Source organism: Paraburkholderia kururiensis, assembly GCF_034424375.1.
Classification (GTDB): Bacteria; Pseudomonadota; Gammaproteobacteria; order Burkholderiales; family Burkholderiaceae; genus Paraburkholderia; species Paraburkholderia kururiensis_A.
This window is the reverse complement of record NZ_CP139965.1, coordinates 4,328,875-4,354,186: the sequence shown is the minus strand read 5'-3', so window position 1 is coordinate 4,354,186 and position 25,312 is coordinate 4,328,875. Positions and strand designations below refer to the sequence as shown.

Genomic DNA, 25,312 nt, shown 5'->3' with positions numbered 1-25,312 from the left:
ACCTGCCTTAAAAAACGGACATTTTTGATATCCTCTGCTGAATTCGGGCTGCCCCCCAGGCCACATCAAGAGCGACCTCGTCCGCCGCGACGAAAAGCCCCATTCTGAGAGATCCGCGATGAACCTCGCTGCTTCCCTGCGCGCCCTGGCGTCGGCCGCGCTCGATCCCGACAATCGCCCCGCGCGACTGAACTTCGGCCCCCAACATCGCGATCTTGAACAACTGATCCTGCTGCAGCAGCTCAGCATCCGTGAAGGTTTCATGACGGGCTTGCATGGCGTGCTGACGTGTGTGACCTCGCAGGCGGATCTGTCAGAAAAGCAGCTCCTCGGTGTTCCGGTTGGCGTCCAGATCGTGACAGACCGCGGGCAGTTGCGACCCGTCAACGGTATCGTTACGAAATTCCGGCGTGGACAGAGCGATGGCGGCCTGACGGTCTGCCAGCTGACCATGGCGGATGGCCTCTCGGTGCTGGCGAAGCGCCGCAATTCCCGCGTCTTCATCAACAAAAGCCTGCCCGACATCCTGCAGACCATGCTGTCCGAGTGGCGCGGCCGCAGCCCGACGCTCGCGCGGGCGTGCGAGTTTGACCTGTCGGGGTTGAACCGCAGCCGGTATCCGGTGCGTTCATATGTGCGGCAGGACAACGAGACCGACGCCCGCTTTATCCAGCGGCTACTGCGTCGCGACGGCGTCACCTGGTTCGTGAAGGCCGGTCCTGCACAGAGCAGCAATCAAACGTCCAGCGCGCAGGACGACGCGCCGGTCCACACGCTCGTGTTCTGTGACGATCCGATGCGCCTGTCGCAGTGCGCCGCAGGCACCGTGCGCTATCACGCGCGCGACGCCGGCACGGAGATGCGCGATTCGATCACGTACTGGTCCTGGCTGTTTGAACTGGTCGCAGGCCGGGTCGAGCATGCGAGCTGGGACTACAAGAGCGGGCAGGTCCATCAGGTCGAACAGGTCAGTGCGATTGATCAGGGTCCGTCCGGTAACGACCTTGCGCGGCTGCTGTCCGATTCGACGATCGACGTGCCGCACGCGTACGACTCGTGGGACGATCATTCGCGCATCGCGCACGACCGGATGCTGGCGCACGAGGGCCAGGCCGCACGGATCGACGGCATCAGCGGGGTACGAGACCTGGCAGTCGGGTTCTGGTTCGGGCTGGTCAACCACCCTGTAGTCGATGCTCAGGATCCTGCGGACCGGCAGTTCGTGACCACATCCCTGCATCATCGGGCCGACAACAATCTGCCGAAGGAACTGGACGACCCCGTCACCGCGCTGCTCGACGCGAGCCGCCCCCTGTTCGATGTGCACGCAGCGAACCGCACGCAGCCGGCCACGAATGTCTCTGCCGCGCAGTCCCCCGGCCCATCCGACACGCGTTATCAGAACACGTTCTCCTGCGTGCGCCGGGGAGTTCCGCTCACGCCCGCATATGACCCGGCAATCGATCTGCCGCCCGACCATCTCGTCACCGGTGTGATCGTCGGTCCGAAGGGCGAGGAAGTATTCGCCGACGAACTTGGACGGGTGCGCGTGCAGATCCAGGGGCTGAATGCCGACGACCATGCGCATGCCCAGGGAGCGGGCACGAACAGCACTCCGTCTGACAGCGCGCCGGTGCGGGTTGCATCCGCGCTGGCGGGGCAGGGATTCGGCATGAACATTCCGTTGCGCATCGGCATGGAATGCCTGCTCGCGACCGTCGGCGGGGACCCGGACAAGCTGGTGATCGTCGGCGTGCTCAGCAGTGGGGTGAATGTGCCCGCGCAGTTCACCCATACCGGCGCGATGCCCGGCAATCGTTATGTTTCGGGTCTAAAGACAAAGGAGATCAAGGGACAGCGATATAACCAGTTGCGTTTCGATGACACCGCCGGAGAGATCAGCAGCCAGCTTGCATCGGAGCATTCGTATAGCCAGTTGAATCTGGGGTCCATGACGCATCCACGCACCGATGGCCACGGCGAGGCGCGCGGCGACGGTGCCGAGCTGCGTACGGACGCCGCTGCCGCTGTACGGGCGGCTAAGGGTATTCTGCTGACCACCTACGCGCGTAATCAGGCGGCAGGACACCAGCTGGACCGCGACGAGCTCAACAGGCTGCTGGCCGAGTGCACCGAGCTATTCAAGGCGCTGGGCGACTATGCAGGACAACATGGCGGCCAGGCGGGCGATACGCAGCCCCAGAGCGCAATCGCCGCGACAGTGAAAGACTGGGACCCCACTACGTCGGCAGGCTCGGGCACCGCTGGCGCCGCGGCTGGCCAGCCCGGCGTCGTTGCGATTGGCGCGGAAGCGGGGACCGTCAACGTCACGCCGAAGACTCACGTCACCTATGCGGGCGAAAACATTGATCAGGTGGCGCAGCAACATGTGCAGCTGACGAGCGGCCAGAGGCTGAACGCGATGGCGGGACAGGGAATGCATCTGTTCGCGCGCGGGGACGGGGTGCAGGCGGTGGCAGCGGAGGGGCCGCTGCTGCTGCAGGCGCAGGCCGATTCCCTGACTGCGAACGCGCAGAAGGGCGTGCGAATCACGTCCAACGCGGGGGAAATCCTCGCGACTGCGCCCACGATCCGTCTTGTGGCTGAAGACGGCAGCTACGTCCAGATCGGCAACGGCGGCATCACGCTCGGCACAAAGGGCGATATCAAGTTGCTGTCGGCTTCTCACCAGTGGGCCGGTCCGTCGACGCAACAGGCCCCCAGGACGTCCTTCAATAACGCCCCGACCGACCAGCAGTTCCGGCTGCACTATCCGGGGCACACAGCCGACTCGCCTGCAGTCGCGAGCAACCAGAACTACCGTATGACGCTTGACGACGGGCGTGTGCTGGAAGGCAAAAGCGACGCGGGTGGCCTGACTAGCCTCGTGAAGGACGACGCGATGCGAATCGCCAGAATCGACATTCTCAAACCTTCGCTCTGAGAGGCAAACCGAGTTCATCATGGCAGAGACCAGCAACGACTATCACGTCACGGCGCAGGGCGCGGGCGTGACCATGAGCAACCGGCCCGATGCACGGCCAGTCCCGTTGCCCCGGGACCTTCCAGGTATCGTGATCTTCATTCATGGCGTGAACGATCCAGGGGCGGTGTATTCCGTGGTGGAGCAGGGCCTGTGTCACGGACTGAACGAACGGCTCTCGCGCGATGACCTGAAGGAAGGTGTTTACGGCGTTCGCTATCGTCAGGCCAAGGCGAAAAAAGAGACAAGTAAGCGCCAGGATGAAGTGCTGTCGGACCCCGACACATACCTGTACCAGCGCACAGAAATCCCCGCCGCCACAAAAAGTGTGTTTATCCCGTTTTACTGGGGGCTGCGTGCCGATAACAAGGACATTGCGAAGCTGAACAACCCGGGAGACGTCAAGAGTCGCACCGCCGACGTGAACGGCAACCTGATGACGCGCGGCCAGTATCAGGACACGCGTGGCAACAGGCTCGATGCCCACTTCGCGAAGGCCGGCGGCTTCTTCGCGAACGCGACCAACAACATCCCCGACATGTACGGCCCAGGATTCAAGGCGGACAGGGCGGCGACCTTGATGACGCACACGAACGCTGGCGGGAATTATGTCTATGCGGCTGATGCACCCGACCGTCGCTACTTCGTGCTGGCGGCGACGCGTCTGGCCAACCTCATCATGACGATCCGCACGATCCAGCCGAAGGCCCTGGCCGATGCGCACGGGATGAACCCGGAACACGAAACGATCACGGTCATGGGACACAGCCAGGGCACGATCATCACCCTGCTGGCGCAGGCCATTCTGAAGGCGAACAATCAGCGCTGTGTCGACTGCTTCATCATCGTCGATACGCCCTACAGCCTCTATGCGACGGACGACAGCAACCAGACAGGACACGCAAAGCTCAAGACGCTGATCGACATTGTGAACGCCGTGACCGAGAAGCCTTACTCCGTTCCGGATCTCGCCGAGCTGCTCGTGAGTCACGAAAAGCACGGGGGACGAGCTGGCGCCGACTGGACGCCGAAGCAGGGCAAACGTCGCGACAAAAGCGGCAAGGACTGGGTGACGTTCGACGAGCGGGACAACCGCGGCAAGGTGTACCTGTACTTCTGTCCGGAAGACACGGTTGTGGGAATGAAGCGGGTTCATGGGATCGGTACGTTCGGCGTGCCTGACGAGGTGCCGGCGGACGGCGAGGCGCTCAAGGCAGGCAAGACCATGCCCGCCATGAAGGCACTGAGCGGCAAACGGTTTTTCCAGCGGATGTGGACGCGCATGGAGCGCGATCACCAGGGCGACGGAAATTTCCGGAAGGTGCTGGTCGGCACTGCCCCCGCCCATGTGCCAGTCCGCGACGCGTTTGAGCGACTGACACCCGGGCCGGACACTGACGGATCGATGCTCGGAACGGCCATGGAATCGGGGAAAAACGCATTCCTCCAGGCAAACTTCACCCGCAACGATATGCGTTATATCAACGGCGAAGAACTGAAACCGCCGTGCGAGCCAGACCTCTATGGTGGAGAGGTGAAGCGAGGCGGACCACGGCCAGGACATGCCGACGTGGCAGGCATGGTGGCGCCGGATGACGTGTCGAAAGACGTTGCGCTGGGCAACCAGTATGCAAACCTGAACTGGAAGACGGTGGAAGGGTTCTCGATGGACGCACCAGGCGATCTCGAAAAACTCAAGGCGCAGTTCAATGCCGGCAAGCCGGTCGATGAGCAATCCCAGAACTGGCGCCTGAAGGACGTGGCACTTCCGCTGGGAGGGCCCTTTAGTCCGAAGGTGGCGTATGGCGTTGAACGCGAGGAAACGCCGGCCGAAGCCCGCGCGCGGATGGAATCCGATCCCAAAGCCTGGGACGCAAACAACTATCACTCGGGAATCCTGCACAGCGCGGAAAACCACCGATGGGTGACGGCGATGGACGTCGCCATCGGCCAGGCGATCACGCTTGATGATCCGGTATGGCGGGAACTGCTGATTCTGATGGCGGACTGGAAGATGACCCCTCAGAACTACAAAAAGATCAAGGACAATGCAAATTATGACCGGCTAGACCAAAGCACCAAGGATTTGATCGATGGTTGCAGGGACTACTACATAAAGGGCGTTTTTCCGGAGAAATACGTATCGATGGACTGGCCCAAACTGGTAACAAGCGAGCTAACGCCAGCGGCGAAAGCCGCTCAGGAGCAGGCGCAGGCCGAATATTATGAGCAGATGTCGAAGCAGGCCCAGATGCAGTACGGGAACAAGTCGCTCGGCGAAATCTTCCAGGGCCTCCCGAGATGATCGCGAAACCCCGGATCTGGCCGTATGCTGCCGGCTTCGCGCTGGCAGCGATCACCTGGACCGTCCTCGTGATGGTCCGTCATCATGGTTATTGGGAATCAACCGGTCAGGAGATGCCGAACATGGGTAGCAGTATCCGCAATGGCGTGCTGGCGGTGTTTGTACTGGCGATTCTGGTGTATGGCTTGATGTGGCTGCGCCATTCGGTCAGTGCACCCGCCGTCGCACCCGTTTCGGCACAGGCCAGGCAGAAAGATCCCGTGGTCTCGGGCTTCAACGGCTCGCCTGCGCTTCTATTGCAGACGGGGCAGAAGTATGTGCTAGAAGTGCGGGCGATGGGTGTCGTCGTCGGTGAGCTCGCTGACGAAGAAATCTGGGGGGCAATCGAGAAGAAGGCCGACAACCATATGTCGTATATGTCGACCAACCCCGATGACTATCCGGATAGTGACGACCTCCGGATGAGTGATCTCGGAGTATCGACACAACTTGCATTTAAGGAAGGTGCGCGCCGCGCCGTCGAATGCTGGCCGGTGCCGGTGATCATTTGGGGGCCGCCGAAGGATATGAAAAGCGATGCGCGTGCTGCCGCAGACATCGCGGGATTCCGACAGGCTGCCGGTCTGGGCGTAACGCTGTTTCTCTGGCAGGACGATGCCAATACGGATGATGGCACGGCCATGCTTGAAAAGCTGTTTGCATTTTTCGATGCCCACCCGGATGTTCCAGAGGCTCTGGTTTTTAGCGCAGATGGTTCTGCTACGCGCTCGCTCCTGAGAGCACCCGGTAGCGGTGGTGCCCCGCAGGCCGGTCATATCATTCCGGCTTTGCCGGATAGCATCGGCGCGATTCTCGTGTCGCGCTCGGATCGCGTCGACAAACTGATCAGACCGTTTGCCGTCGAACAGACAGACAACATCAACAAGAACACGACTGACTACGACATTATCAAATTGTGGAATTTCTTCTGGGATACGACGAACGATGAGGGGCCCGGCGGGTTCGATGCGCAGTTCAAGAAAAAAGAGAAGGAAAGCGGCGTGAAATACCCGTCGTCGCCGGGCGTGATCACGTCCGACTGGTGGCAGTCGAAGCTGCCGGAGTTCTGGAAAACGATCAACAACAAGGGGCCCGGGCAGTTTACGCCGACGCCATACATTCCGGTGCGCTGGACCACGTGGCAGCTCAAGCAGTTTGATGACGCGCCGTTGCTCGGTTATCTGCATCGTCCCGTCGACGTGAAGCTGACGGACGATCAGGGCCAGCCGCTCAAGATGAACGAGCAGGCCGCGGCATTGAAAGCCGGTTGGGAACAGGCTCTTGCAACCTTGCCAGACGGTCACGAGCCGAAGCGGGTTTTCTACGACACGACGGGCGACCGGCAATGGGTCATTCCATTGAACCATGCGTTGGCCCAGGTGGGCACGTCGGCACCGAGCATCAGTGAGATCAAGGAAGGCTATGACATCGGTGCGCGTATCGGCAATACCGGCGTGAGCTCTCCGCTCGTGCAGATCGGTCTGGGGCTGATCGCCAGCTATCACGAGGGCGGAGCAAGTGCAACGGTCAACCACCGTCCCGACGGATCGGCGAGCATCATCATGGTGAGCCCGCCCGGTGACGCGGTCAAAGCCGCATGGGCGCAGAAAGCAAACGGCGTTAGCCCTTTCAAATGAAACAACAGGAAGGCGCTGCGGTGGAAGACGAGGGCGTACCTCCGCAGCAGCCGGTCGAGCCGAAAATGGGCCCGACACGCCCCTCGTTGCCGCGCACTGCGATGTTCGCGCTGACCCTGGTCGGGTTCTGGATATACGGGCCCATCGGTCTGTTCTTTACGTACGTCAGCGCCCAGAATCCGTTCGGTGCCAGCGACAGCGACATCCTCTGGCTTGCATGGGTGTACTGGAACACAGGAGCTCTCCTCCTTATTCACGCGGTGTACGCTTTACTGACTTCACCCTGGGAAACCCGTGGCCCCGGATACCGTGGCTACGTGGTCAACTGTATTGCCCTGGTCATTGGGGCTCTGCTCCTGGCCAGGCTGACGCTGAGTTTTCCGGAACTGCTGCAGCTCGTATTTGGCAATTTGCAATAGCTGAGGAAGGCAACATCATGCGCGGCGTGATTCGAGTGGGAGATGTGACGGACCGTGGATGCGAGGTCCAGACCGGGTGCGAAACGTCGACGGTCGGTGGTCGTGCAGTGGCTCGCGTTGGCGACCGTTGTCGATGCGCGTCGGGACTCGGTATCTGCGAGATCATCGAGGGCGACCGGAACGCGACGATTGAAGGGCGCAACATTGCATTCGACCACCACCGGACATCATGTGGTGGTTACCTGATTTCTTCAGCGAAGACGTCCGGTATCGCCTGAGCCTTCCGGTGCAACTGCGACCTGCGCGATCCCGGGTGACAGGGTGCGCATACGCTCGGAACCAGAGATATGACGCATTCGGAATTTTCTGGGCGGGACGCGACGCCGGAGCCTGCTTCTCGAAGGACCTTCCGCGTGGGAAGCAATCCGCGTCTTTACGGTGATCAGCCCAACACCAGCGACATCTTTCGGCTTGCGATGAATGCGTCGGTCGAACTAAACGGCCTGCCTGTGGTTTGCTACGACCTTCTGCCCGAGGCATCGATGCGGATCTGCGCATCCTGCACGACGTTCTGGTTCGCGCCGTCGGTCGCCGGCTTGCCCGCTCCCGGACGGCGCTAGTCTCGTCCTCGACCTGGTGTTGGAGATTCGTTCAGGCGCGGCCGTTGCGTTTCGCCACCGCAGATTTTCCGTCAGTCTTCAAGGTGGACGCAGGCATGTACGGCAGGTCAGGGCTGCCACCACCGCCACCCGTATGCGAGAAGCCCGGCGATTCGATCTTGTGCGTCCCACTCGACGAGACAGGACATTCCCGTCCGCCAGCGAATACGTGACACCGTTAACCTTGAGCACGACACTCGGCGCCTCGACGAGCAGTTCCTTTAGCGAATGCAGATGCAGCCATTCGAAGAGCCGATTTCAGCCTTGCCCTGTTGCGCCTGCACGATGATCTCGCCCGTTCCGGATACTGCGCCGGATCTATCAAGTCTACGGCCCTGAGCGCTGCGTGCGCCTGCAGCACCTTTCGGCGCCTTATCTGTACAACGCGCGACGTTCGCAGACTTACCTACCTTGGGTTGCCGATCAACATACGGTTAAGCCGCTGAGCTACAACATCGCTAAATCCGCAATCACAAACGATGAGGTTGGGACATTCAGGCGGAAAGAGCGTTGCATCATCGTCTAACGCGATCCACCGTCGGGCTGGATGGTCATAGAGATAGCACTGGATCTCCCGGTATCGGCTTCCCGCCAGATCATTCGCGCTATCGATCGCAAGGATGGGCGTCTTGCCTATGACACGCGGCTGGATATCCGGCGAGAAAATCCCACGTAGTTCGGAAAGCGGCCTGTCCTCGCGAAGGCTTGACGTTATAACGATCCTCGCCTCGTCGCTGAGCCGCAGAACCCGTTCAAATTCCGGCAGATCACAATATCGCCGTATATGGCGATCCGCAAATGGATGCAGCACGCCATCAAAATCGAGAAATATGAGCAGCGGTTCGATGAGTTTCCCCTCTTTCTCCACAGTCAATTGCGGACACCGGAATACGCCACGACACGTCAAGGCACAATGTCAAGCGGAGGGAGTTTGCCCTTGCATAGCGTACCGCAATGCGCGCGCATCATGCAGTGCGTGATGCCGGCCGCCAAATTTCCGAAAGTACAGCTCCAGTCGGGCCTTGTCAGCTTGATCCCATACGAGCTCAATACCCCATCCATCTGGTACGCCGTTCAGGGCATCTACGAGCAAATCCCAGTCTGTGCGAAAGTCTATACAGAATGTTCCACCATCAAACTGCCCTATCCACTCAATAAGCGCTGATCGAAGACCCTCACGGGTAAACGTTCGATCAGGATATCGACCAAGCTGCGGAAGAACGGCCTCGCGAACGAATGCGTTGCAGGCTTGATAATCAAAATCAATCCGTTCCCCATAGAATTCGCGGTCGTCGTCTGTAACCAGTGCAATGCTGATCAGATCACAGTCGATGAAGTCGGTGAACTCAGTATCGACAAATACGCGCATAAACTGGTTCACCTCGTAAGAGCAGCTTGACGGTTTCACCGTCAAAGGTGCGGTTGCTTCTTACCTGACTAACTGACGGCGAGTCAGGGTGTTCGACGACGTCAGACCACCGCGGCGTCACTACCATTCGGCGCTGCGTGTTCCGTCGACGCCACGAGGCAAGCCCCGCTCTAGTTGATTGAGCCGATGCTCTACAGCGCGCACAAGATCGACGAACTCCGTCCAGTTCTCGATCCTGTCAGCGTCCGGGGGGCGCAAGTAACCCTGTCGCACACCCCTGGCTGTTGATTTGCACGGAAACCTGACCCGGCCAGGGCAGTAATTTGCATCGAATATTGACCCACGTAGAACACTGACCTGCTCGGCAACGGGCAGGGGAACGGAGTGATCGACGTGGCTATATTGAGCATCATCCGACGCTGGCACTTTCGCGATCAGGTCTCGTTGCGCGAGATTTCCAGACGGCTGGGCGTGTCCAGAAACACGGTCAGGCGTTACATCCGGGCCGGCACGGTTCTGCCGGCCTATCCCGAGCGCCACAGCCCCAGCAAACTCGACGGGTTTGCCGCGAAGCTCGCAGGCTGGCTCAAGACCGAGGCGAACCGGCCGCGCAAGCAGCGCAGGACGCTCAGGCAGATACACGCGGATCTGTGCGCGCTTGGCTTCACGGGCTCCTATGACCGCGTGGCGGCGTTTGCCCGGCGGTGGCGGCAGGAACAGCACGAGCAGGCGAAGACCACGGGACGCGGAACGTTTGTGCCGCTGCGCTTTGCCCCTGGCGAGGCATTCCAGTTCGACTGGAGCGAGGACTGGGCGGTGATCAACGGCGAGCGTGTCAAGCTGCAGGTCGCGCAGCTCAAGCTCAGCCACAGCCGGGCCTTCTTCCTGCGCGCCTACCTGCTGCAGACCCACGAGATGCTGTTCGATGCGCATCATCATGCGTTCGTCGCCTGGGGCGGCATTCCACGCCGCGGCATCTACGACAACATGAAGACTGCCGTTGACCGGGTGCGTCCCGGCAAGGTGCGCGAGGTCAACGCGCGCTTCAGCGCGATGGTGAGCCACTACCTGTTTGATGCCGAGTTCTGTAACGTGGCCTCGGGCTGGGAGAAAGGGCAGATCGAGAAGAATGTCCAGGACAGCCGCCACCGCCTCTGGCAGAAGGTGCCGGCGTTCGGTTCACTGGATGCGCTGAACGACTGGCTGGCCGACCAGTGCGTACTGCTGTGGCAGCAGACGCGGCACCCGGAGCAGGACATGACGGTCTGGGATGCGTGGTCGGCCGAGCGGCCCCACCTGATGCCGGTGGGCCAGCCGTTCGATGGCTTCGTCGAACATGTCAAACGCGTTTCGCCCACCTGCCTGGTGAACTTCGAACGCAACCGCTACAGCGTGCCGGCGTCGTTCGCCAACCGGCCCATCAGCCTGCGTGTGTATGCCGCAAGGCTGGTGTTCGTTGCCGAGGGGCAGGTGATCGCCGAGCACGGGCGGCGTATCAACCGCAGCCATGACCGCGGCGAGACGGTCTACGACTGGCGTCACTACCTGGCCGTCCTGCAGCGCAAACCGGGCGCACTGCGCAATGGCGCACCGTTCGCCGAGTTTCCGGAGGCCTTGCGCAGGCTGCAGGGCGTGCTGCTCAGGCACCCGGGCGGCGACCGCGAGATGGTCGAGATCCTGGCGCTGGTGCTGCTGCACGACGAACAGATGGTGCTCACCGCAGTTGAGCGGGCGCTTGAGGCGGGTGTGCCGAACAAGCAGACGGTACTGAACATCCTCAGCCGCCTGCTCGACAGCCCGCCTGTGCCGCCGCTGCAGACGCCGCAGGCCTTCGCACTGAAGGTCGAGCCACAGGCCAACGTCGGCCGCTACGACCGCCTGCGTGGCCGGGAGGACAGCCATGCAGCCTGAGGCCATGATGCAGATGCTCAAGTCACTGAAGCTGCACGGCATGGCCCAGGCGCTGGGCGAACTCGCAGCGCAGGACTCGCCGGCGTACAAGGCGGCTTCGCTGGTGCTGGCCGGGCTGCTCAAGGCGGAGATTGCCGAGCGCGAAGTGCGTTCCCTCGCGTACCAGATGAAGGTGGCACGCTTCCCGGCGTACCGCGACATGGGCGGGTTCGACTTCAGCTGCAGCGATGCCGACGAGGCGCTGGTGCGCCAGCTGTACCAGTGCGACTTCATCGACTCGGCGCACAACATCGTGCTGGTGGGTGGGCCCGGTACGGGCAAGACCCATCTGGCAACGGCCATCGGTGTGCAGGCGCTCGAACATCATCGCCGCCGCGTGCGCTTCTTCTCCACCATCGAACTGGTCAACGCCCTCGAGCAGGAGAAGCTGGGCGGCAAGCCCGGGCAACTGGCCACACGGCTCATGTATGCCGACCTCGTGGTGCTGGACGAACTCGGCTACCTGCCGTTCAGCCAGACCGGCGGGGCGCTGCTGTTCCATCTGCTCAGCAAGCTCTACGAGCGCACCAGCATCATCATCACCACCAACCTGAGCTTCGCCGAATGGGCCAGTGTGTTTGGCGATGCAAAGATGACCACCGCGCTGCTCGACCGGCTCACACACCACTGCCACATTGTAGAAACAGGCAACGATAGCTATCGTTTCAGAAACAGCACAACACAGCCAAAGAAGGAGCGAAAGAAGACCCAGATACCCACCGCATAACCCGCAAGGCTGGTCCAAGGGGTGGGTCAGAATTCAATGCAAATCGTGGGTCAGGCTTCCGTGCAAATCAACAACTCCATGGCTCCGAGTTCCGATCTCGGCAGGCCAGCCTTTTACCAAACCTGGTCGAAACACCGCTTCGCGGCTGCACTGTGAACTGAATGCGGCGACCAGCTTTGTAGGCCAGTCGCACTAACTAGTGTTCTACAGTCGCAAAACTGTGGCGCCAGTCGCAATTACTCTGGCGCCCTACGACGGCTCAACAAACCTCAAACATCAATATTCCCCGCCCTCAATGCATTCGACTCGATAAAGGCCCGACGTGGCTCCACGTCGTCGCCCATCAGCGTCGTGAAGATGCCGTCGGCGGCGATCGCGTCTTCGATCTGCACGCGCAGCAGGCGCCGCACGTTCGGGTCCATCGTCGTTTCCCAGAGCTGCTCGGGGTTCATCTCGCCGAGGCCTTTGTAGCGCTGCTTCGAGACGTTGCGCTCGGCGTCCGTCATCAGCCACTTCATCGCGCTCTTGAAGTCGTTCACGGCCATGCTGCGTTCGCCGCGCTTGATTACAGCGCCCTTGCCGATCAAGCCCTTGAACGTGTTGGCCGTATTCAACAGTTGTTGATAGTCGGCGGTCAGCAGGAATTCTTCGTCGATCACCGTGACCTTCACGTTGCCGTGGTGGCGTCGCTCCACGCGCAGCGAGCGCAGTTCGCGCACCTGATCGTACATGGGCACCACGCTGACTTCGGGCTTCAGCGGGTCGTCGCGCAAGGCGACTTCGAGCGCCTGGGCCGATGCCTGGGTCGATGCCTCGCTCGTGAGGTCAATGGCCACGCCGTCCATCACGGCCTCGAGCGCGCGTTCGTCATAGAGACGGCTCAGGCGATTCACCACCGCACGCGCGAGCAGGTATGACCGCGCGAGTTCGCCCAGCGCGTCGCCTGCGATGGGCGAGCCGTTTTCCGTGGGCAGCAGTTCCGACCCATTCAACGCCACTCGGAGCATGTGCGCGTTGAGCTCGGCGTCGTCCTTCAGGTATTGCTCGTCTTTGCCGGCCTTGAGCTTGTAGAGCGGCGGCTGCGCGATATACACGTAGCCGCGCTCGATCATGTCCGGCATCTGGCGATAGAAGAACGTAAGCAGCAGCGTGCGGATGTGCGCGCCGTCCACGTCCGCGTCGGTCATGATGATGATGCGGTGATAGCGCAGCTTCTCGAGGTTGTAGTCTTCCTTGCCAATGCCGCAGCCCAGTGCGGTGATCAGCGTGACGATCTGCTCGGAAGACAGCAGTTTGTCGTAGCGCGCCTTCTCGACGTTGAGCACCTTCCCGCGCAGCGGCAGGATTGCCTGGAACTTACGGTCGCGACCTTGCTTGGCCGACCCGCCTGCCGAGTCGCCCTCCACGATGTAGATCTCCGACTTCGCCGGGTCTTTTTCCTGGCAGTCCGCGAGCTTGCCGGGCAGCCCCACGCCGTCCAGCACGCCCTTGCGGCGCGTCATCTCGCGCGCCTTGCGTGCGGCATCGCGCGCACGCGCGGCGTCCACGATCTTGCCGCAGATGATCTTCGCGTCGTTCGGCGTTTCGAGCAGGAACTCTTCCAGTGCCTTCGCCACCACTTCCTCAACGGGCGCGCGCACTTCGGAGGAAACGAGTTTGTCCTTCGTCTGCGAGCTGAACTTTGGCTCGGGCACCTTCACGGAGAGCACGCACGAAAGGCCTTCGCGCATGTCGTCGCCGGAGGTTTCCACCTTCGCCTTCTTCGCGACTTCGTTATCCGCGATGTACTTGTTGATGACACGCGTCATCGCCGCGCGCAGGCCGGTCAAGTGCGTGCCGCCGTCGCGCTGCGGAATGTTGTTCGTGAAGCACAGCACGTTCTCGTTGTAGCTGTCGTTCCACTGCATGGCCACTTCCACGCCCACGCCGTCTTTTTCGCTGCTCACGTGGAAGATCGTGGGATGCAGCACCTGCTTCGTCTTGTTGATGTACTCCACGAAGCCCTTCACGCCGCCCACGAACGCGAAATCGTCTTCCTTGCCAGTGCGCTGGTCGGTGAGGCGAATGCGCACGCCGTTATTCAGGAACGACAGCTCGCGAATGCGCTTGGCGAGAATGTCGTAGTGGTATTCGACGTTGCCGAAGATCGTCTCGTCGGCCATGAAGTGGACTTCGGTGCCGCGATTTTCGGTTTCGCCCACGTACTGCATCGGCGAAACGCGCTCGCCGTTCACTTCTTCGATCACGCGGTTCTGTGCGATGCCGCGGTGAAATTCCATGAAGTGCTTCTTGCCGCCGCGCCGCACGGTGAGGCGCAGCCAGCTGGAGAGCGCGTTCACGCACGACACGCCCACGCCGTGCAGGCCGCCCGACACCTTGTAGCTGTTCTGGTCGAACTTGCCGCCCGCGTGCAGCTCCGTCATCACGATTTCGGCGGCGCTGCGCTTCGGGTCGTGCTTGTCGTCGAGCTTGATGTCGGTGGGAATGCCGCGGCCGTTGTCCTGCACGGAAATGGAGTTGTCCGCGTGGATGATCACGTGGATGTCGTTGCAGTGGCCCGCCAGCGCTTCGTCGATGGAGTTGTCGAGCACTTCGAACACGAGGTGGTGCAGACCGGTGCCGTCCGACGTATCGCCGATATACATCCCCGGGCGCTTGCGGACCGCCTCCAGACCCTCGAGGATCTGAATGGAGGAGGCGCCGTAGCTGTTGTCGGGTTGCGTATTGTTCAGTTCACTCATGGAATTTTCCGGTTCTGCGTTACTGCCAGTGTTGCTGCTCGATACGTTTCAAAAAGCCATAAAAACGCCAAAGGGGCGCTGCGCCCCCTGGTGTTCTTGTTTTTTTGCGGCGTCAGATGCGCATTGGCATCACCACATACTTGAACTGTTCGTTCTCTGGAATGGTGATGAGCGCGCTGGAACTGGCATCGCCCAGGCTCACCTGCAGCATGTCGACCTTCAGGTTCGCGAGTACGTCGAGCAGGTACGTGACGTTGAACCCGATGTCGATGGTGTCGCCTTGATAGGCGATCTCCAGTTCTTCCTGCGCCTCCTCCTGGTCCGCGTTCGTGGACATGATCTTCAGCTGACCCGGCTGCATGATGCAGCGCACGCCCTTGAACTTGTCGGACGTGAGAATGGCCGCGCGCTGCAGCGAGTGCTGGAGTTCTTCGCGGCCAATCAGGAACGTGTTCTTGTGCGACTTCGGAATGACCCGCTGGAAGTCGGGGAACTTGCCTTCCACGAGCTTCGACACGAGCTCGACCTGGCCGAAGGTGAACTTCACCTGGGTCTGCGCGATGTCGATTTTCAGCGTGTCGTCGATATCTTCGAGCAGGCGCTGAAGTTCGAGAATCGTCTTGCGCGGAATGATGACTTCCTGGCGCGGGAACGAGCCTTCGATCTTCATCGACGAGAACGCAAGGCGGTGGCCATCCGTCGCGACTGCCATCAGCTGATCGCCGTCCACCACGAGCAGCATGCCGTTCAGGTAGTAGCGGATGTCCTGCTGCGCCATGGCGAAATACACCTGGCCCAGCAACTGGCGGAACGTTTTTTGCGGAACCGTGAGGCTCGCGCCGAAGTCTTTAGCTTGCGCGACGGTGGGGAACTCGTCCGCGGCGAGCGTCTGCAGGGCGAAGCGGCTCTTGCCCGACTGCACGGTCAGGCGTTTGTCGGAGAGTGACAGGCTCACCTCGCCGCCGGGCATGGCGCGCAGGATGTCCAGCAGCTTGCGGGCAGCCACCGTCGTTGCGATGGAATCGCTGCCTACGCCGAAATCGGCGCGCGTGGTGATCTGAAGTTCGAGGTCCGTGGACAGGAACGACACATCGGAACCGGTTTTGGTGATCAGCAGATTGGCGAGGATCGGCAACGTGTGGCGGCGTTCGACAATGCCGCTCACCGTTTGCAGCGGCCTGAGGAGGTTATCGCGTTCGGTCTTGACCAGTTGCATAGAGTTCCTTCGTTGATGTGACGGCCTGCGCGTCTCGCCCGGCTCGTCACCGCGCGGCCCCGGTCCCCCGCCGGCGCCTGCGTGCAGCACCGGCCTCGGCGTGAAAATCCCGCCCGCGACCGCCGGGCGGTTAAACCTGTATTGTGCCTGAAAACGGAACCACTTCCCCAAAATGGGGGTGTTCTGCGAAATAAACAGAGGGGGCTCACGCTGCCTTGCCGCCCCGCTACACTGCCCTTCCCGCCTGTGTTTCAACGGCGCAGCCGGCCCCGGCGGCAGACGCGTCTGCGGCCGCGATTGGGCCGCAATCTGCAACAGTGGCAACCGGTCCCGCTATCCCTTCAACGTCTGTTCCAGCACATGCAGTTCGTGATTGAGCTGGGCGTCCTTGCTGCGTTCGTCGGCGATCTTGCGCACGGCGTGCAGCACGGTCGTGTGATCGCGGCCACCGAACAGCTCGCCGATTTCGGGCAGGCTCTTCTGCGTCAGCTCCTTCGCGAGGTACATGGCGATCTGCCGCGGCCGCGCGATATTCGCCGGACGCTTCTTCGAGTACATGTCCGCGACCTTGATGCTGTAGAAATCGGCCACCGTCTTCTGGATGTTTTCCACCGAAATCTGCCGGTTCTGCACCGTGAGCAGATCTTTCAGCGCTTCCTTGGTGAGCTCGATCGAAATCTCGCGGCCGTGGAACTTCGAATAAGCGAGGATCTTGCGCAGCGCGCCTTCCAGTTCGCGCACGTTCGAGCGCAGATGCTTGGCCACGAAGAACGCGACGTCCTCGTTCAGGCTTACCCCTTCGGACTGCGCCTTGCGCATCAGGATGGCCACGCGCATTTCGAGCTCGGGCGGCTCGATGGCCACGGTCAGGCCGGAGTCGAAGCGCGAAATCAGGCGGTCGTCGATGCCGGAAATCTCTTTCGGATACGTGTCGCTGGTGATGATCACCTGCGCCTTGTTCGCCACTAGCGCCTCGAACGCATAGAAGAACTCTTCCTGCGTGCGCGACTTGCCCGAGAAGAACTGAATGTCGTCGATCAGCAGAAGATCGAGCGAATGGTAGTAGCGTTTGAAATCGTCGAACGCCTTGCGCTGGTACGCCTTCACGACGTCGGACACGTACTGCTCCGCGTGGATGTAGCGAATGCGCGCGCCGGGCTTGTCCATCAGCAGCTGGTTGCCGATGGCGTGAATCAGGTGGGTCTTGCCGAGACCCACGCCGCCGTACAGGAACAGCGGGTTGTAGGAGATGCCGGGGTTGTCGGCCACCTGGATCGCGGCGGCGCGGGCGAGCTGGTTCGCCTTGCCGGTCACGAAGTTATCGAAGGTGAGCACGGGATTCAGCTTGGAGCGCTCGTAGGTGGGGTCGGCTTCGTTGCCCGCTGCGCCATTGCCGGCTGCGGCCGCCGCATTGCCGCCCGGGCGCCACGTACGACGCGCCGCCGCGGCTTCATTGGCGTCGAGGCTGGGGAGGTCGAGGTCTGCAGCGTCGTCGGCGATCTGGTTTGCACCGTTGCCGGCCGTCGCCACCTGGGCGACCTGGACCGCCGCATGAGCCGCATGCGCGGCCTGCACGGCGCCTACCGCGGAATCCACGGCCGCCGCGCCCGGCGTCGCGGCAGCACCGAGCGGGCCAAGCGGTGCGCGCGGCGCGGCGGGCGGCCGCACGCCGCCCTTGGGATCGAGCACGAACTGGACATCGATCGGCGCCTGCCAGAACTCGCGCGCCAGATCGGCAATGCGACCGGAAAACTGGCTCTTGACCCAGTCGAGCTTGAAGCGGTTCGGCGCTGCAATGCGCAGCGTGTTCGCTGCGGCGTCGAAGGCGACCGGGGCCAACGGTTTTATCCACGTCACGTACTGCTGGGGCGTCAATTCACGCTCCAGCAGTGCGGAACAGTGTTGCCAGAAATCGTTCATCAAGTTGCTTCGTTTTGTATGCACCGCCTCCGTCTGCCACCGCCGTCGAGCAAACACGACGAGGCCCGGACAGCAGGCGGACAACGCCCCGCCGGGTCCGCGCAGCAAGCGTTTGCGCAAGCGGGCCAAGCCGGAGCGTGGTGCAGGATTCTTGGGATCAAGGCGAGATTCTACCGCCAAACTCCAGGGGCAAGGGAGTTATCCACAGGGCCGGATCAAGGGCCGGCGTGGAGGCGGCGCCCTCCCGGAGCAGCCTGGGCCACCACCCGAGCCACCGCCTAAACTATTGACGACCAAGAGAAAACCAGCTTAAATAGCGGGTTCCGCGAAAACCAAATCCCTTGACCTGCCGGTTGTCGCCTTGTGTGGCCGGTGCTGACGCTGGTCATGCCGGTTATCGGCTGGTCGTAGCGTGAAATGCGCGCGTGAGATGCGGCTGCCCATGCAGCCTTCCATGCGATACCCGCAGCGATGTCCGCGCGGTGGATCCCGGCGAGCAGGCCGGCAACCGACTCTCGACAAGTGAGATCAACATGAAACGTACTTTCCAACCTTCCGTGACGCGCCGTAAGCGCACCCATGGCTTCCGCGTTCGCATGAAGACCGCGGGCGGCCGCAAAGTGATCAACGCCCGCCGCGCGAAGGGCCGCAAGCGCCTCGCCGTCTAAGGCGCGCAGCGAGCGGATTGCGCGCCGGTTCCGGCACTCGCGCCAGCGCGAAACCGGATCTGCGCGCCGCATCAGGCCCAGTTCCGTTGCAAGCGCAAGCCGCCTTTCCCAAAGCCGCAAGGCTGCTGAAAACGGATGAGTTCTCATCCGTTTTTCGTTTGCGTCCGTGGCGCCGTTCGGCGCACTTCGTGGTGTACGGCCGGCCCACCGGCAACGAAGCGCGCCTCGGCCTCGTGATCGGCAAGAAGTTCGCGCCGCGCGCAGTCACGCGCAACCTCGTGCGCCGCGTCGCGCGCGAGGCATTCCGGGTGCGCCGTGCCGAGTTCGGCGGCTGGGACGTGCTGTTGCGTCTGCATACGCGCATCGACCGCAAGGCTTTGCCGAGCGCCTCCTCGCCGCCGCTGAAAGCGTTGTGCCGCGCCGAGATCGGCATGTTGCTCGACAAGGCCGCACGCGAGATCGCGAAGCGCGAAGCGCAGACGGCACCGCAAGGTGTTCAGCCAGGCTCAGGCGAGGCGCCGCAAGCGGTACAGCCCACGGAGCCGACCGCTCCTGGGGCGCCTGGCTCCGGCAAGACAGCGCCGGCGTGACCATGACGGCAAGCGACGTAGGCGACCTGCTACGATCCGGGCGGAGCGCGAACGCTACCACTGCAATCGCGCTTGCCGCACGAACGCCGGCCGCTCCGCCAAGCGGAAGGCGCCCACGGCCCAACCGGGGCAAGCAGCGCGGCAAAAAGCCCGTTATCCGCTCCTCTTCGCGGCTTCACCTTGCCGCACTGCCATGCAAACGGTACTGATCGCGTTACTGCGCTTCTACAAGATTGCCGTGAGCCCGCTGCTCGGCAACCGGTGCCGCTTTTACCCCTCCTGTTCCGACTACGCGCGCGAAGCAATCCAGTATCATGGCGCCGCGCGTGGTACTTACCTCGCGGCAAGGCGTCTGTGCCGGTGCCATCCGTTTTCCGCGGGCGGCATCGATCTGGTCCCGCCACCTACTCCCCAAAGCGCTGACGCGCCACGCCATCGACACTGAGACAACGCATGGATATCAAACGCACCGTCCTATGGGTCATCTTCTTCATGTCAGCGGTCATGCTGTTCGACAACTGGCAACGCGACCACGGACGCCCGTCGATGTTCTTCCCGAGCGCGACGCCTACCCAGACCGCCGCAGGCGGAGCTTCGGGTGCCACCGCGGCTTCCGCAACGCCGGAGGCCGCCCAGACCCTGCCGGCCGCCAGCGGCGCCGCGCCCGCGAATACGGCGCCTGCCGCGCAGGCGCAGCTCGTGCATTTCCGCACCGACGTCTATGACGGCGAGATCGACACGCGCGGCGGCACGCTGGCCAAGCTCTCGCTCGTGAAGGAAGAAGACGGCAAGCCGAACCAGTACATCACGCTCTTCGACCACACGAAGGACCACACGTATCTGGCCCGCACGGGTTTGCTCGGCGGCGACTTCCCGAATCACAACGACGTCTTCACGCCGGCCGCCGGTCCGCGTGAACTGACCGGCAACGCAAATTCGTTCCAGCTGAGCTTCGAGTCGCCCGTGAAAGGCGGTGTGAAGGTCGTGAAGACGTACACGTTCACGCGCGGCAGCTACGTGATCGGCGTGGACACGAAGATCGACAACGTCGGCACCGCGCCCGTCACGCCTACGGTCTACATGGAACTGGTGCGCGACAGCCAGCCCGTGGAAACGCCGCGCTTCTCGCACACGTTCATCGGGCCGGCGGTCTACACGAACGAGCATCACTTCCAGAAGATCTCGTTTAGCGACATCGACAAGAACAAGCAGGACTACGCGAGCTCGTCGGACAACGGCTGGGTCGCGATGGTGCAGCACTACTTCGCCACCGCGTGGATTCCGAAGCAGGGTGCGAAGCGCGACATGTACGTGGAGAAGATCGACCCGACGCTGTACCGCGTCGGCGTGAAGGAGCCGGTGGGCACCATTGCGCCGGGGCAGTCGGCTGACGTGTCGGCACGTCTCTTCGCCGGCCCGGAAGAAGAGCGCATGCTCGAAGGCATCGCGCCCGGGCTCGAACTCGTGAAGGACTACGGCTGGGTCACGATCATCGCGAAGCCGCTCTTCTGGCTGCTCGAAAAGATTCACAGCGTGGTGGGCAACTGGGGCTGGGCGATCGTGCTGCTCACCGTGCTCATCAAGGCCGTGTTCTTCCCGCTTTCGGCGGCGAGCTACAAGTCGATGGCGCGCATGAAGGAGATCACGCCTCGCATGCAGGCGCTGCGCGAGCGCTTCAAGAGCGACCCGCAGAAGATGAACGCCGCGCTGATGGAGCTCTACAAGACCGAGAAGGTCAATCCGTTCGGCGGCTGTCTGCCGGTGGTGATCCAGATTCCGGTGTTCATCTCGCTGTACTGGGTGCTGCTCTCGTCGGTCGAAATGCGCGGCGCGCCGTGGATTCTGTGGATTCACGACCTCTCGCAGCAAGACCCCTACTTCATCCTGCCGGTGCTGATGGCCGTCTCGATGTTCCTGCAGACGAAGCTCAACCCCACGCCGCCGGACCCCGTGCAGGCCAAGATGATGATGTTCATGCCGATCGCCTTTTCGGTCATGTTCTTCTTCTTCCCGGCCGGCCTCGTGCTGTACTACGTGGTGAACAACGTGCTTTCCATCGCGCAGCAGTGGTACATCACGCGCATGATGGGTCAGAAGAAGAAGGCGGCCTGACCGTCGCCCGCGTTGCAAAGAAAGCCGCCCGGTTATCGACCCGGGCGGCTTTTTCTTTTGGGGCGTCGTGCGGCCGGCAACACATCACAACGAGCCGACTCGCTTCGCGTGGTCAGCTTTTGCCGGCGTTACCGTAGAACTCCGAAATGAGTTCTTCCACGAGATAGCGATGATGCGGCGACAGTGCCTCGATCTTCGAGGCCAGTTCCAACGCTTCAGGCGACAGCGGATACTTTTCGTCGCGCGGCAGCGGCTTCGGCACCGTTGCGGAGCCGGTGCCGCCGGAGGGCGGTCCGTAATGCAGCCAATGCAGATCGACGCTGAACCATTCGGCCAGCGTGCGCAGTTTGTCTTCCTTTGGAATGGTGCGTCCGGTCAGCCACTTGTGGGCCGTTTGGGGCGATACTGGCTCACCGTGATAGCGCAGATTGAAATGCATCGCGAGGTCAGTACCGCCGCGAAGCTTTTCGGGCGCGCGCTTCATCGCGAACTTGAGTCGTTCGGTAAAAGCGGCTTTTTCTTCGGGCGTTGGCATGGCGCGATTGTGCAATCCGCCTCATAGAGTGCTAACAACCAGTCGGGCTATATTTAGTGCATTTAAGCTATATATAGCTTGATTTGACGATTCTTTGATGCAAAACGAATTCGATCGACCAACTCCTCGCCCAGCCTTGCAGGTAGCCGGTCTCATCATGAAGCGACAAAATAGTCCACGCCATTTTCGGCTCAAATGCATTAGCTAATTCGAGATATCGGCTCGCCATTCCCTATTCGCTATCGTTGCTTCGCAAAGCGCGCACTTCGCGTTCCTGACCTCGACGGCGTGCGCGCTACAATGCCGGGCGCTTTATGCTTGAACCCGCACTGCGCATCCGCAGCACGTCGCTCCACCCTCTCCGTTCCGACTCGCCACCATGCACGCCACCGACTCCGATCCCATCGTCGCCATTGCCACTGCGCCGGGGCGCGGCGGAATCGGCGTAGTGCGCGTTTCGTTCGGCCGCGCCGGCGAACCGGCCGCCCAGTTGCTCATGCAGGCCATTACGGGGCAAACGCTCGCCCCGCGTCACGCGAGTTACGTGCCGTTCCTCGATGCAAGCGGCAATGCGCTGGACCGCGGCATCGCGCTGTACTTCCCCGCGCCGCACTCGTACACCGGCGAGCACGTGCTCGAGCTGCAAGGGCACGGCGGCCCCATCGTGCTGCAGCTGCTGCTGCAACGATGCATCGACGCGGGTAGCCCATTCGCGCTGCGGCTCGCCGAACCCGGCGAATTCACGCGTCGAGCGTTTCTCAACGACAAACTCGATCTGGCACAGGCCGAAGCCGTGGCGGACCTGATCGAAGCCAGCACGGAGGCGGCCGCGCGATCGGCCGGTCGGTCGCTCGAAGGCGCGTTTTCGCGCGATATCCACGCGCTGGTAGACGACGTCATCGCACTGCGCATGCTGGTGGAAGCGACACTCGATTTCCCCGAGGAAGAGATCGACTTCCTCGAAGCCGCGGACGCCCGCGGCAAGCTCGCTCGCATCCGCGAACAGCTGGCTCACGTGCTGGCGGAAGCGCGGCAAGGCGCGCTGTTGCGCGAGGGATTGTCGGTCGTGCTCGCGGGGCAGCCGAACGTCGGCAAGTCGTCGCTCCTGAACGCGCTGGCCGGTGCGGAACTGGCCATCGTCACGCCGATTGCCGGCACCACGCGCGACAAGGTTTCGCAGACCATCCAGATCGAAGGCATTCCGCTGCACGTGATCGATACCGCAGGGCTGCGCGAGACCGAGGACGAGGTGGAGAAGATCGGCATCGAACGCACGTGGAACGAGATCGAACGCGCCGACGTAGTGCTGCACCTGCTCGACGCGCGCGTCGGCATGACGGACGAAGATCGCGCCATCGCGACGCGATTCCCGGCCGCCGTGCCCGTCATCCGCGTGCTCAACAAGACCGATCTGACCGGCAACGAGCCGTCCGTGAACCGGCTGGATCCGGCCGCCGAAGGAGACCTGTGCGAAGTGCGACTATCGGCCAAACAAGGCGACGGCGTTTCGCTGCTGCGAGCGGAGTTGCTGCGCATTGCAGGTTGGCAGGCCGGCGCGGAGAGCGTGTACCTCGCCCGCGAACGTCATCTGATCGCGCTGCGCGCAGCGGCCCAGCACCTCGAACAGTCGGCCATGCACGCCGGCCAGAACGCCCAGGCACTGGATCTCTTCGCCGAGGAACTACGGCTCGCCCAGGAACAGCTGAATTCGATTACAGGCGAATTCACGTCGGACGACTTGCTGGGGGTGATTTTTAGTCGGTTTTGTATCGGCAAATAGGCCCGCGCCGGAAATCACCCCCACCTCGCACCTTCACACGCGCCCTCCTTCAACGTCATGTAAGCGGCTCAACCCACCGGAGACGCTTCCATGCCCAAGCCCATCGTCATCTACGGTAACGCCGTCCAGGACGCCCGCAACCGTCTGCGCTCGGCGCAGATTTCCACCATGCTCGACGTTCTGCGTAACGCGGCGTTCGCTGACAGCGGCGAGACCGCCACGAGGTTCGCGGCCGAGCTCGAATCCGACATCGAAGCGCTTCCCGCCGCGCCCGTCGACAAGCCGAAGGCTCAACAGGCGCTCGAAAACGCGAAACGCCGCATCGCAGCCTTCGTGGCGGGCGACAGCGTACGGGACGTGTTCGCGGTCGGCGACGCGTTGCGCTACGTCGGCGAATACATCGAGGAAGGTGGCGCGCCGGAAAGCGTCGCCGCCTTTCGCGGCGGCCTGCGCAATGCCTTTGCGTTCAAGTCGAGCAATCGCGCCCGTGAAGGCGTTTCCGGCTACATCCGCAGCGAACGGCCGGAACTCGGGCTCTTCAAGTGGAAGTTGCTCGACGGCAGCGTGATCAAATACATGGAACGGTTCTACGGCTCGTACCTGGGCGCAGACATTTCGGGCACCACGACGGACGCCCTGGCCGCGCTCGCCTGGCTGCTCTGGGACCGTATCCGACCCACACCCGACCAGCGGAACCTTCAATTCCAGGCGAGCTCCGCCATCGCCACCGGGCACGAGCTCGTACCGATTGCCGCGATGGTCCTGCAGTACCACCACAGCCTGCTCGAGTGCGGCACGGCGCTCGCGCTCACAAGCAAGGCTATGTCGGACAAGCCCGCCCTCGCCTCATACAACCTCTACGACTACACGACGCTCGCCAATACCGGCACAGCGCCCATCGACCAGTTACTCGCCAACGGCAACCAGACGCTCGCGGCCGATCTGGGCGGATGCGGCCTGACCGTCATTCGCGACTTCATCGATATCGATAACGCGCGCTATCCGGACTGCGAGATCGCCCTGCTCGTTGCGAACCCAGCGGCGAACGACCTCTTCAGCCTCGCTCCGCAATATCAGACGTTCGCCGATGCGCGGCGCGCCGGCGCCATCGAGGGCGAGTCGTACGCGAAGGGCGACCCGACGCTGCAAATCGTCGCGAAGGCATTCCTGGATCTCATGGGGCTGGAGTTGCCGGCGCTCAGTCGGCTCATCAAGTCGGACCGCAACGATCTGGATGCGCTCAAAAACGAGGATCCGCAAACGTTCTTCGACAACCTCGACGACGCGATTGCCGAGGCCGTCAACCCGCACGCATCGGCGACCTCGACACGCAATGTGGGTGGTCCGGTCCCGGCAACGACGCTGCCGGTCGCGTCCGCAATAGCCACAGCTTCAAGCGCTGCCGATATCGCGTCTACAGCCGGTCGGACAACGGTCCCATTGCCTTCGGCGGGCGCCGCATCGCTCAGTCCCGAGCAACTGCAAAAGGCGTTGGCGATCGTCGAGCTGTTGGGAAAATGACGGCGCGCGTGGGCGCGGCAACGCGCCTCGCGGAAAATAGAAACGAGGCGCTACAAACGCCGATTCGAATCGGTCGTGCCCCGCTTGGTGCCGCGGCCCGTGCGGGCCGTCAGAAACCGTACGAACGGTAATTTTCGGACA

General features: G+C 62.3%; 20 protein-coding genes. 14 read left to right on the top strand and 6 right to left on the bottom strand.

Features of this window, described 5'->3' with window-relative positions; translation table 11 throughout:
- The first annotated feature begins 118 nt into the window (after positions 1 to 118).
- The 6 genes from U0042_RS19565 to U0042_RS19540 all read left to right on the top strand — a co-directional run bounded on the left by U0042_RS19565 (position 119) and on the right by U0042_RS19540 (position 8,003).
- The gene (locus U0042_RS19565) at positions 119 to 2,944 is read left to right on the top strand and encodes a type VI secretion system Vgr family protein (RefSeq protein ID WP_114814208.1); all 2,826 of its coding nucleotides are present in this window, start codon (positions 119 to 121) and stop codon (positions 2,942 to 2,944) included.
- A 19-nt stretch (positions 2,945 to 2,963) separates the two neighbouring features.
- Complete coding sequence (locus U0042_RS19560) at positions 2,964 to 5,288, top strand: effector protein Tle3 domain-containing protein (RefSeq protein ID WP_114814209.1); 2,325 nt, start codon at positions 2,964 to 2,966, stop codon at positions 5,286 to 5,288.
- Positions 5,285 to 6,964, top strand: a complete 1,680-nt coding sequence (locus U0042_RS19555; protein WP_114814210.1) for a type VI lipase adapter Tla3 domain-containing protein — start codon at positions 5,285 to 5,287, stop codon at positions 6,962 to 6,964. The genes U0042_RS19560 and U0042_RS19555 overlap by 4 nt, the downstream gene beginning before the upstream one ends.
- A complete protein-coding gene (locus U0042_RS19550) occupies positions 6,961 to 7,383 on the top strand; it encodes a hypothetical protein (RefSeq protein ID WP_114814211.1) in 423 nt (140 codons plus the stop codon). The genes U0042_RS19555 and U0042_RS19550 overlap by 4 nt, the downstream gene beginning before the upstream one ends.
- Before the next feature lie 17 nt (positions 7,384 to 7,400).
- Positions 7,401 to 7,661, top strand: coding sequence for a PAAR domain-containing protein (locus U0042_RS19545; protein ID WP_114814212.1), 261 nt, complete (start codon positions 7,401 to 7,403; stop codon positions 7,659 to 7,661).
- 69 nt (positions 7,662 to 7,730) lie between these two features.
- Positions 7,731 to 8,003 (top strand): hypothetical protein, encoded by a 273-nt coding sequence (locus U0042_RS19540; protein ID WP_157977887.1) that lies wholly within the window; start codon positions 7,731 to 7,733, stop codon positions 8,001 to 8,003.
- Between the two features lie 445 nt (positions 8,004 to 8,448).
- Here the strand turns inward: U0042_RS19540 and U0042_RS19535 are convergent, their stop codons facing one another.
- Positions 8,449 to 8,910: an HAD domain-containing protein gene (locus U0042_RS19535; RefSeq protein WP_232833533.1), complete on the bottom strand. Its 462-nt coding sequence runs from the start codon at positions 8,908 to 8,910 to the stop codon at positions 8,449 to 8,451.
- 48 nt (positions 8,911 to 8,958) lie between these two features.
- A complete protein-coding gene (locus tag U0042_RS19530) occupies positions 8,959 to 9,450 on the bottom strand; it encodes a hypothetical protein (RefSeq protein ID WP_232833534.1) in 492 nt (163 codons plus the stop codon).
- Between the two features lie 345 nt (positions 9,451 to 9,795).
- Between U0042_RS19530 and istA the strand changes: the two genes are divergently transcribed.
- Positions 9,796 to 11,322, top strand: a complete 1,527-nt coding sequence (gene istA / locus U0042_RS19525; protein WP_327204975.1) for an IS21 family transposase — start codon at positions 9,796 to 9,798, stop codon at positions 11,320 to 11,322.
- Positions 11,312 to 12,088: an IS21-like element helper ATPase IstB gene (istB, locus tag U0042_RS19520; RefSeq protein WP_327204976.1), complete on the top strand. Its 777-nt coding sequence runs from the start codon at positions 11,312 to 11,314 to the stop codon at positions 12,086 to 12,088. Before istA ends, istB begins: the two co-directional genes overlap by 11 nt.
- Positions 12,089 to 12,357: 269 nt before the next feature.
- Here the strand turns inward: istB and gyrB are convergent, their stop codons facing one another.
- The 3 genes from gyrB to dnaA all read right to left on the bottom strand — a co-directional run bounded on the left by gyrB (position 12,358) and on the right by dnaA (position 17,965).
- Entirely contained in the window at positions 12,358 to 14,829 is a 2,472-nt protein-coding gene (gene gyrB / locus U0042_RS19515; protein ID WP_114813960.1) for a DNA topoisomerase (ATP-hydrolyzing) subunit B, read from the bottom strand.
- Between the two features lie 112 nt (positions 14,830 to 14,941).
- On the bottom strand, positions 14,942 to 16,045 hold the full coding sequence (gene dnaN / locus U0042_RS19510) for a DNA polymerase III subunit beta (RefSeq protein WP_114813959.1): 1,104 nt from the start codon (positions 16,043 to 16,045) through the stop codon (positions 14,942 to 14,944).
- A gap of 333 nt (positions 16,046 to 16,378) precedes the next feature.
- Entirely contained in the window at positions 16,379 to 17,965 is a 1,587-nt protein-coding gene (dnaA, locus tag U0042_RS19505; RefSeq protein WP_232833507.1) for a chromosomal replication initiator protein DnaA, read from the bottom strand.
- A gap of 533 nt (positions 17,966 to 18,498) precedes the next feature.
- Here dnaA and rpmH point away from each other — a divergent pair.
- From rpmH to yidC, 4 genes are all read left to right on the top strand, one after another.
- The gene (gene rpmH / locus U0042_RS19500) at positions 18,499 to 18,633 is read left to right on the top strand and encodes a 50S ribosomal protein L34 (protein ID WP_026120950.1); all 135 of its coding nucleotides are present in this window, start codon (positions 18,499 to 18,501) and stop codon (positions 18,631 to 18,633) included.
- Positions 18,634 to 18,692: 59 nt separating this feature from the next.
- The gene (gene rnpA, locus U0042_RS19495) at positions 18,693 to 19,223 is read left to right on the top strand and encodes a ribonuclease P protein component (protein WP_232833513.1); all 531 of its coding nucleotides are present in this window, start codon (positions 18,693 to 18,695) and stop codon (positions 19,221 to 19,223) included.
- A 193-nt stretch (positions 19,224 to 19,416) separates the two neighbouring features.
- Positions 19,417 to 19,668, top strand: a complete 252-nt coding sequence (gene yidD, locus U0042_RS19490) for a membrane protein insertion efficiency factor YidD (RefSeq protein WP_114813958.1) — start codon at positions 19,417 to 19,419, stop codon at positions 19,666 to 19,668.
- A gap of 8 nt (positions 19,669 to 19,676) precedes the next feature.
- Positions 19,677 to 21,335 carry a membrane protein insertase YidC gene (yidC, locus tag U0042_RS19485; protein ID WP_114813957.1) on the top strand — a complete coding sequence of 553 codons (1,659 nt, stop codon included), beginning with the start codon at positions 19,677 to 19,679 and terminating at the stop codon, positions 21,333 to 21,335.
- Between the two features lie 112 nt (positions 21,336 to 21,447).
- Here the strand turns inward: yidC and U0042_RS19480 are convergent, their stop codons facing one another.
- Positions 21,448 to 21,870: a transcriptional regulator gene (locus U0042_RS19480; protein ID WP_114813956.1), complete on the bottom strand. Its 423-nt coding sequence runs from the start codon at positions 21,868 to 21,870 to the stop codon at positions 21,448 to 21,450.
- 379 nt (positions 21,871 to 22,249) lie between these two features.
- On the opposite strand from U0042_RS19480, the gene mnmE reads away from it, so the two are divergent.
- Entirely contained in the window at positions 22,250 to 23,650 is a 1,401-nt protein-coding gene (mnmE, locus tag U0042_RS19475; RefSeq protein ID WP_114813955.1) for a tRNA uridine-5-carboxymethylaminomethyl(34) synthesis GTPase MnmE, read from the top strand.
- 90 nt (positions 23,651 to 23,740) lie between these two features.
- Entirely contained in the window at positions 23,741 to 25,171 is a 1,431-nt protein-coding gene (locus U0042_RS19470) for a hypothetical protein (protein ID WP_114813954.1), read from the top strand.
- The last annotated feature ends 141 nt before the right edge of the window (positions 25,172 to 25,312 follow it).

Bases quoted from the DNA above. Each gene is read 5' to 3' on its own strand.
- U0042_RS19565 (WP_114814208.1), top strand. From the start codon at position 119: ATGAACCTCGCTGCTTCCCTGCGCGCCCTGGCGTCGGCCGCGCTCGAT.
- U0042_RS19560 (WP_114814209.1), top strand. From the start codon at position 2,964: ATGGCAGAGACCAGCAACGACTATCACGTCACGGCGCAGGGCGCGGGC.
- U0042_RS19555 (WP_114814210.1), top strand. From the start codon at position 5,285: ATGATCGCGAAACCCCGGATCTGGCCGTATGCTGCCGGCTTCGCGCTG.
- U0042_RS19550 (WP_114814211.1), top strand. From the start codon at position 6,961: ATGAAACAACAGGAAGGCGCTGCGGTGGAAGACGAGGGCGTACCTCCG.
- U0042_RS19545 (WP_114814212.1), top strand. From the start codon at position 7,401: ATGCGCGGCGTGATTCGAGTGGGAGATGTGACGGACCGTGGATGCGAG.
- U0042_RS19540 (WP_157977887.1), top strand. From the start codon at position 7,731: ATGACGCATTCGGAATTTTCTGGGCGGGACGCGACGCCGGAGCCTGCT.
- istB (WP_327204976.1), top strand. From the start codon at position 11,312: ATGCAGCCTGAGGCCATGATGCAGATGCTCAAGTCACTGAAGCTGCAC.
- gyrB (WP_114813960.1), bottom strand. From the start codon at position 14,829: ATGAGTGAACTGAACAATACGCAACCCGACAACAGCTACGGCGCCTCC.
- dnaN (WP_114813959.1), bottom strand. From the start codon at position 16,045: ATGCAACTGGTCAAGACCGAACGCGATAACCTCCTCAGGCCGCTGCAA.
- dnaA (WP_232833507.1), bottom strand. From the start codon at position 17,965: ATGAACGATTTCTGGCAACACTGTTCCGCACTGCTGGAGCGTGAATTG.
- rpmH (WP_026120950.1), top strand. From the start codon at position 18,499: ATGAAACGTACTTTCCAACCTTCCGTGACGCGCCGTAAGCGCACCCAT.
- yidD (WP_114813958.1), top strand. From the start codon at position 19,417: ATGCAAACGGTACTGATCGCGTTACTGCGCTTCTACAAGATTGCCGTG.
- yidC (WP_114813957.1), top strand. From the start codon at position 19,677: ATGGATATCAAACGCACCGTCCTATGGGTCATCTTCTTCATGTCAGCG.
- U0042_RS19480 (WP_114813956.1), bottom strand. From the start codon at position 21,870: ATGCCAACGCCCGAAGAAAAAGCCGCTTTTACCGAACGACTCAAGTTC.
- mnmE (WP_114813955.1), top strand. From the start codon at position 22,250: ATGCACGCCACCGACTCCGATCCCATCGTCGCCATTGCCACTGCGCCG.
- U0042_RS19470 (WP_114813954.1), top strand. From the start codon at position 23,741: ATGCCCAAGCCCATCGTCATCTACGGTAACGCCGTCCAGGACGCCCGC.